This window comes from Pseudomonas sp. CM27 (assembly GCF_013179515.1).
Lineage (GTDB): Bacteria > Pseudomonadota > Gammaproteobacteria > Pseudomonadales > Pseudomonadaceae > Aquipseudomonas.
The window spans coordinates 1-6,598 of record NZ_JABMCN010000299.1 but is presented as its reverse complement, the minus strand read 5'-3'; the positions used below and the strand labels follow the sequence as shown (position 1 = coordinate 6,598).

Sequence of the window (6,598 nt, the reverse complement as noted above, 5' to 3'; positions counted from 1 at the left end):
GATGCACTGACGGCCCACACGCAGCATCTCGTCGAGGATGCGGTCAGGGTACTCCACGGCCTGCAGGGCCTGGGTCATGATCACCACGTCGAAACTGTTGCTGGCGAAGTTGCCCAGGCCTTTGTCCAGGTCCTGCTCGATGACGTTGACACCCTTGGCCACGCACGCGGCAATGTTGTCGGCGTCGATCTCCAGGCCATAGCCGGTGACCTGCTTGCGGTCACGCAGCGAGGCCAGCAGTTCGCCGCTGCCGCAGCCCAGGTCGAGTACCCGGCTGCCGGCGGGGATCCAGTCGTGGATGATTTCCAGATCGGCTCTCATGCTGTCCTCAGATGGCAATGCGGTTCATGTAGTTCGAGAAACCCTGCATGTAGCGAGGTGTGGGGATCAGGAAGGCATCGTGCCCATAGGGCGAGTCGATCTCCAGGTAGCAGACGTTCTTGCGTGCGGCCATCAATGCGTCGACGATCTCGCGTGAGCGCGCTGGGGAGAAGCGCCAGTCGGTGGTGAACGACATGATGCAGTAGTCCGCCTTGACGTGGGCCAGCGTGGCAGCCAGGTCGCCGCCCTGGGCAGCTGCCGGGTCGAAGTAGTCCAGCGCCTTGGTCATCAGCAGGTAGGTGTTGGCGTCGAAACGCCCGGAAAACTCCTCGCCCTGGTAGCGCAGATAGCTTTCGACCTGGAACTCGACGCTGTGGAAGTCGTAGTTGAGCTTGTCGCTCTTCAGCTCACGGCCGAATTTTTCACCCATCGAGTCGTCGGACAGATAGGTGATATGGCCGACCATGCGCGCCAGCATCAGCCCGCGCTTGGGGATCACACCCTGGTCCTGGAATGAACCACCGTGGAATTCGGGGTCGGTAAGAATGGCCTGGCGCGCTACTTCGTTGAAGGCGATGTTCTGTGCCGACAGCTTGGGCGCCGAAGCGATGTCGATGCAGTGGCGCACGCGGTCGGGGTAGCTGATGGTCCATTGCAGCGCCTGCATGCCGCCCAGGCTGCCGCCGACGATGGCGGCCCATTGCTGGATGCCAAGGCGCTCGCCCAGGCGTACCTGGCTGTGCACCCAGTCTTCCACGGTCAGTACCGGGAAGTCGGCGCCATACGGTTTGCCGGTGGCAGGGTTGGTGCTGCTGGGGCCGGTACTGCCATTGCAGCCGCCGAGGTTGTTCAGGCTGACCACGAAGAACCGGTTGGTGTCGATGGGCTTGCCGGGGCCGATGCAGCTGTCCCACCAGCCCGGCTTGCGGTCGGTGGCGGCGTGATAGCCAGCGGCATGGTGGTGGCCGGACAGGGCATGGCAGATCAGCACGGCGTTGCTCGCGCTGGCGTTCAGGGTGCCATAGGTCTCGTAGACCAGTTCATAACTGGCCAGCGAACGGCCACAGGCCAGGGCCAGCGGTTCATCGAACCGGGCGGTTTGCGGTACTACCAGACCGACGGAATCTTCGGGAAAGACAGTGGACATCGACCCTGCTCACGCTTGACGGAGGCGTAAGTCTAAAGAGCGCTACCCCCAGCGGCAAGCGAAGGCTTGCGCCGGGGGCAACCAAGGTCAGTTGAGGCTCAGATCATGCGCCACAGTTCTTGTGGCATGCCGGCGTAGGCAGCCAGCGGGGGCATGACGAACGACTGGATCACCTGGATAGCCAGGAAGGCGAAAATCGGCGAAATATCCATGCCACCCAGGTTGGGCACGATGCGGCGGAACGGCGCCAGCACCGGCTCGCTGATCTGGTAGGCCAGCTCGGCCGCGGGGTTGTGGCTGTTGGGGGCAACCCACGAAACGATCACCATGACGATCATCGCTACCCAGAAAATCTTCAGGAACAGCGAGGTGATGCCGATGATCGCCCACATCAGCAGGTGCAGCACGTCGCCGAAGGTGCCGTAGGTAACCATCAGCACAAAGCCCATCAACAGGGCCTGGATGATGATCGCCAGCAGCAGCGACGAGGTGTCCAGACCGGCGACACTCGGGATGACACGGCGGATCGGCTTGAGCAGAGGCTGTGTGGCGCGGACGGCGAACTGGCACAGGGGGTTGTAGAAGTTGGCCTTGACCAGTTGCAGGACGAAGCGCAGCAGAACGATCACCAGGTACAGGCTGACCAGGGTTTGCACCACGAAGATCGCGGCGCCGGACAGTGCATTCATTTAAAGCTCCTTATTTGCCCAGTTGCTCGGCCAGCTCGGCGGAACGTGTGGCCGCAGCCTGCAGCGCCTGCTCGACGATGGCTTCGAAGCCGCTGGCCTGGAACGACTTGATCGCCGCTTCGGTGGTGCCGGCAGGCGAGGTCACACGGCGGCGCAGTTCGGCGGCATCGACGTCGCTGGCTACCGCCATGCGGGCGGCGCCCAGGGCCGTCTGCAAGGTCAGCTGGGACGCGGTTTCGCGCGGCAGGCCGAGTTTTTCGCCCGCTGCCGTCATGGCCTCGATCAACAGGAAGAAGTACGCCGGGCCGCTGCCGGAGACGGCGGTCACGGCGTCCAGCTGCTGTTCCTGCTGTAACCACAGGGCAGTGCCGACGGCTGACAGCAGTTGTTCGGCCTGTTGGCGTTGTGCTTCGGACACTTCGGCGGTGGCATACAGGCCGCTGACACCCTGGCGCAGCAGTGCCGGGGTGTTGGGCATGCAGCGCACCACCGGGCGAGCGCCCACCCAGCTTTGCAGGCTGGCGCAGGTGATGCCTGCGGCGATGGACACGATCAGCTGGCCGTCCTGCAGGTGGGGTTGCAAGGCTTGGCACACGGCTTTCATGACCTGCGGCTTGACCGCGAGCACGATCACGTCGGCACCGTCGATGGCCTGGGCGTTGTCCTCGAAGGTTGCAATGCCGTGTTCGGCCTGGATGCGGGTGCGGGTGTCGGCGCCCGGGTCGCTGGCGCGGATATGCGAGGCGTCCAGGCCCTGGGCACGCAGACCACCGATCAGGCTGGCGGCCATGTTGCCGGCGCCGATAAAGGCTATACGGGTCTTGCTCATGTCAGGTCCTTTTGGAAAAGAGTGAGTTAAGCATGGAGTCAGGCGTGGTTGCTGTAGTCGCGGGCACCGAACAGGGCGGTGCCGATCCGTACCCAGGTTGCGCCCTGTGCGATGGCGGCTTCCAGGTCGTGGCTCATGCCCATGGACAGGGTGTCCAGGCCAAGCCCAAGTTCTTCCTGCAGTTGGCGCAGGCTGGCGAAGGCGCGCTCCTGAGCTGCACGCTCATCGGTGGGCTCGGGAATGGCCATCAGGCCGCGCAGATGCAGGTTGGGCAGCGCAGCCACCGCCTTGGCCAAGGCTGGCAGGTCGGCGGGGGCGCAGCCGGACTTGCTGTCTTCGCCACTGACATTCACCTGCAGGCAGATATTCAGCGGCGCCAGCCCGGCAGGGCGCTGCTCCGACAGGCGTTGGGCGATTTTCAGGCGGTCCACGGAATGTACCCAGTCGAAATGCTCGGCAATGGCTTTGGTCTTGTTCGACTGAATGGGGCCGATGAAGTGCCAGATCAAGGGTAGGTCTCTGAGTTCCTGCTGCTTTGTCAGCGCTTCCTGTAGGTAGTTTTCACCGAAGTCGCGTACGCCAGCGGCGTGGACCTCACGGATGGCGCTGGCGGGCTTGGTCTTGCTCACGGCCAGCAACTGGACGCTGGTCGGCTCACGCCCGGCAGCCTGGGCAGCACTGGCGATGCGGGCGGAAATCGCGGAAAGGTTGTCTGCTAGGGTGGACATGGATCGATGCCGGCAGCTGTAGGGTCTGCCGCATTCTACCTACTTGAAGGCCGTTGGGGAGTCTCATGGATGTGACCGACCTATTGGCCCGGGCCCTGGACGCAGGGGCTTCGGACCTGCACCTGGCAGCGGGCCAGATACCGATGCTGCGCCTGGATGGCGAGTTGCGGCGCATGGCGCTACCACCCTTGGGCCAGGCTGCGCTGATCGACGCCATGGCCGCGGTGCTGGATGAAGACCAGAGCCGGCAGTGGGGCCAAGGCGATGAACTGGACCTGGCGCTGGAACTGCCCGGACTCGGGCGCTTCCGGCTCAACCTGTTTCGCCAGTTGAACGGCGCTGGGGTTACCTGGCGCCTGATCCCGGGGTGCATTGCCACGGTGGATGAGCTCGACCTCGCTGATGTGTTTCAAGCTGTTGCGCAATGCCGTGATGGCTTGATTCTCGTGGGTGGGCCGACTGGCAGCGGCAAGTCCAGCACCCTGGCGACGGTAATTGATCAGCTGAACCGGGATCGGGCGCTGCATATCATCACCCTGGAAGACCCGGTCGAGGTTATCCACAGCAGCCAGCGTAGCCTGATCAACCAGCGCGAGATCGGCCGCCATTGCAGCAGCTTTGCCCAGGGGTTGCGCAGTGCGCTGCGCCAGGACCCGGACGTGATCATGATTGGTGAGCTGCGAGACCTGGAAACCATTCGCCTGGCGCTGCGGGCCGCCGAGACGGGGCACCTGGTGCTGGCGACCGTACACACACGGTCAGCAATGAGCAGCATTGACCGGTTGGTTGAGGTCTTTGCTGCCGAGGAGAAGCCGTTGGTGCGGGCAATGCTGGCCGAGTCGTTGCGCTTGGTGGTGGCGCAGGTGCTGGTCAAGCGTGCAGATGGTGGGCGGGTTGCCGCGCGGGAGGTGCTGGTGGCGACACCGGCGGTGCGCAACCTGGTCAGGGAAGGGCGGATGGCGCAGTTGTGTTCGGTGATGCAGGCGGGTGGGGCGCAGGGGATGCGGACGATGGAGGGGGCTTTGCGGAGGCTGAAAGAGAAAGGGTTGATCAGGGACTGGTAGTGTTTGTGCCAGCCTCTTCAAGGGTTTACCCGCGAAGAGGCCGCACCTGTCAACGCTTGGCCAGGCTCAGCTGCTGCTGTTCTTTCGGCAGCACCCGCTTGGCCACTACGTAATGCTTCTGCCAGTAAGGCTTGCTCAGGTTGTCGATGCTCACCCGCTTGCCACGCCGCGGGGCGTGAATAAAGCGATCGTTGCCCAGGTAGATGGCAACGTGGTTTACCCGGCGGCTTTTGATGTTGAAGAAAATCAGGTCGCCGGGCTTCAGGTCACCTTTGGCTACCTTGACGCCGTGGCCCTGGGCCATGGCGTTGGAGGTGCGCGGCAGGTCGACGTCAGCGACATCGTTGAAGGCGTACTTCACCAGGCCACTGCAATCGAAGCCTTTTTTCGGGCTGCTGCCACCCCAGACGTAGGGGGTGCCGAGTACGTTCACCGCACGGCTGAGCACGTCGCTGCTCTGCTTCGGCGACATGGCGGCGACCGGCATGCTGCGGCTGCTGCTGGCGGCGTTGCCAGGCCGGGCGCGCAGCGCGCTCTGCTTGACCGGTGCGTGTTTCACCGAGGCATTGGTGGTGTAGCCGGTGAAACCATTGGGAAGACGTTGCTCACGATTGGTGGCGTGGGCTGCCAGGGGCAATAATAGGCAGAGGGTCAGCCATGTCTTGAGTAAAGGCGGCATAGATGAAGCTCTTATGAATAGTTATGTGTTGGGCGCGCAACTTTATAACAGCTTTTTGATCAATCTTTGATCCGTTGGTCGATTCAACGGCTGCCATACGTCGGCCTGCGATCAAAAAGTCACATTTTTTCTTAGAAAATTTTCAGATAACCCAAAGGGGCTATGAATGAACAGTTATCAACAGGGGGCGCCCTTTCACGACACGCACAGCAAGGTCATTGGCTACCTGCTGTGGATTTTCGGCTTCACCGGCTCGCATCGCTTCTACTACGGCAAGCCGATAACCGGGACCATCTGGTTCTTCACCTTCGGCCTGCTGGGTATCGGCTGGCTGATCGACCTGTTCCTGATCCCGTCCATGGACCGTGAGGCTGACCTGAGGTTCCAGTCCGGGCGCATCGACTACAACATCGCCTGGATCCTGCTGACCTTCCTCGGGATTTTTGGCCTGCACCGGCTGTATCAGGGGAAGTGGGTGACCGCGATCATCTACTTCTTCACCGGCGGCCTGTTCCTGGTGGGCGTGCTGTATGACTTCTGGACGCTGAACAGCCAGGTTTCCGAAAGGAACGCCGGGCGGGGATGAGGGCTTCGTGACGTGACAGGGGGCGCAAAGCGCCCCCTGTGTGCAGGTTACTGGCGGGTTTGGCGCTGTTGCAGCAAGAGGTTGCTGAAGCCTGCTCCGGCCAGCTGTTTCTGCGCGCCGGTCAGCTGTTCACGGTTGCTGAACGGCCCGACAAGCACGCGGTACCAGGTTTCATCCTTGACCGTACCCGATTCCACCTTCACCGACTGCCCAAGCAGAATGATCTGCGCGCGCACTTTGTCGGCGTCCGCCTGTTTGCGGAACGAGCCGGCCTGCAGGAAGAACTGGGTAGTCGCCGCCGGCTTGATCACCGGTGGTGCCGGTGGCGGGGTTTGGCCCAGCAGTGCCGCCTGCGCCCTTGCAGTGTCGATCTTCGCCGCTTCTGCCTGTGTCACCGGGGTTACCGGCTGGGCTGGCACGGGTGGCGTTTTCTCGGGCACCGCCTCGGGCGGTACGATCACCTCGGACTCCGGCAGCAGGGTATAGAAGTCGTACTTCGGCTTCACCGGCTGTTGCGGGGTGGCCTGCCCTGGCTTGCTGGCTTCGGCCACTTTC

At 62.9% G+C, this 6,598-nt stretch carries 9 protein-coding genes; 2 read left to right on the top strand and 7 right to left on the bottom strand.

What is annotated here, in order from left to right:
* The 5 genes from HP547_RS26055 to HP547_RS26035 form a co-directional block, all read right to left on the bottom strand.
* Nucleotides 1-321: methionine biosynthesis protein MetW (locus tag HP547_RS26055; RefSeq protein WP_172288278.1), on the bottom strand; the 321-nt coding region annotated here is incomplete at its 3' end.
* 7 nt (nucleotides 322-328) lie between these two features.
* On the bottom strand, nucleotides 329-1,468 hold the full coding sequence (locus tag HP547_RS26050; protein WP_172226024.1) for a homoserine O-acetyltransferase: 1,140 nt from the start codon (nucleotides 1,466-1,468) through the stop codon (nucleotides 329-331).
* 98 nt (nucleotides 1,469-1,566) lie between these two features.
* On the bottom strand, nucleotides 1,567-2,157 hold the full coding sequence (locus HP547_RS26045) for a YggT family protein (protein ID WP_172226027.1): 591 nt from the start codon (nucleotides 2,155-2,157) through the stop codon (nucleotides 1,567-1,569).
* A gap of 10 nt (nucleotides 2,158-2,167) precedes the next feature.
* Nucleotides 2,168-2,986 carry a pyrroline-5-carboxylate reductase gene (gene proC, locus HP547_RS26040; RefSeq protein ID WP_172226030.1) on the bottom strand — a complete coding sequence of 273 codons (819 nt, stop codon included), beginning with the start codon at nucleotides 2,984-2,986 and terminating at the stop codon, nucleotides 2,168-2,170.
* Between the two features lie 38 nt (nucleotides 2,987-3,024).
* Entirely contained in the window at nucleotides 3,025-3,714 is a 690-nt protein-coding gene (locus HP547_RS26035; RefSeq protein ID WP_172288276.1) for a YggS family pyridoxal phosphate-dependent enzyme, read from the bottom strand.
* Nucleotides 3,715-3,779: 65 nt separating this feature from the next.
* On the opposite strand from HP547_RS26035, the gene HP547_RS26030 reads away from it, so the two are divergent.
* Entirely contained in the window at nucleotides 3,780-4,778 is a 999-nt protein-coding gene (locus tag HP547_RS26030; protein ID WP_172226036.1) for a type IV pilus twitching motility protein PilT, read from the top strand.
* A gap of 49 nt (nucleotides 4,779-4,827) precedes the next feature.
* Here the strand turns inward: HP547_RS26030 and HP547_RS26025 are convergent, their stop codons facing one another.
* The gene (locus HP547_RS26025; RefSeq protein WP_172288274.1) at nucleotides 4,828-5,457 is read right to left on the bottom strand and encodes a C40 family peptidase; all 630 of its coding nucleotides are present in this window, start codon (nucleotides 5,455-5,457) and stop codon (nucleotides 4,828-4,830) included.
* A gap of 166 nt (nucleotides 5,458-5,623) precedes the next feature.
* Between HP547_RS26025 and HP547_RS26020 the strand changes: the two genes are divergently transcribed.
* Nucleotides 5,624-6,043: a TM2 domain-containing protein gene (locus tag HP547_RS26020; RefSeq protein ID WP_172288272.1), complete on the top strand. Its 420-nt coding sequence runs from the start codon at nucleotides 5,624-5,626 to the stop codon at nucleotides 6,041-6,043.
* A 47-nt stretch (nucleotides 6,044-6,090) separates the two neighbouring features.
* On the opposite strand, the gene HP547_RS26015 is transcribed toward HP547_RS26020, so the two are convergent.
* The coding region (locus HP547_RS26015) for an SPOR domain-containing protein (protein ID WP_172288270.1) at nucleotides 6,091-6,598 on the bottom strand (508 nt) is incomplete at its 5' end.

Bases quoted from the DNA above. Each gene is read 5' to 3' on its own strand.
- HP547_RS26045 (WP_172226027.1), bottom strand. From the start codon at position 2,157: ATGAATGCACTGTCCGGCGCCGCGATCTTCGTGGTGCAAACCCTGGTC.
- HP547_RS26020 (WP_172288272.1), top strand. From the start codon at position 5,624: ATGAACAGTTATCAACAGGGGGCGCCCTTTCACGACACGCACAGCAAG.
- HP547_RS26025 (WP_172288274.1), bottom strand. From the start codon at position 5,457: ATGCCGCCTTTACTCAAGACATGGCTGACCCTCTGCCTATTATTGCCC.
- proC (WP_172226030.1), bottom strand. From the start codon at position 2,986: ATGAGCAAGACCCGTATAGCCTTTATCGGCGCCGGCAACATGGCCGCC.
- HP547_RS26035 (WP_172288276.1), bottom strand. From the start codon at position 3,714: ATGTCCACCCTAGCAGACAACCTTTCCGCGATTTCCGCCCGCATCGCC.
- HP547_RS26050 (WP_172226024.1), bottom strand. From the start codon at position 1,468: ATGTCCACTGTCTTTCCCGAAGATTCCGTCGGTCTGGTAGTACCGCAA.
- HP547_RS26030 (WP_172226036.1), top strand. From the start codon at position 3,780: ATGGATGTGACCGACCTATTGGCCCGGGCCCTGGACGCAGGGGCTTCG.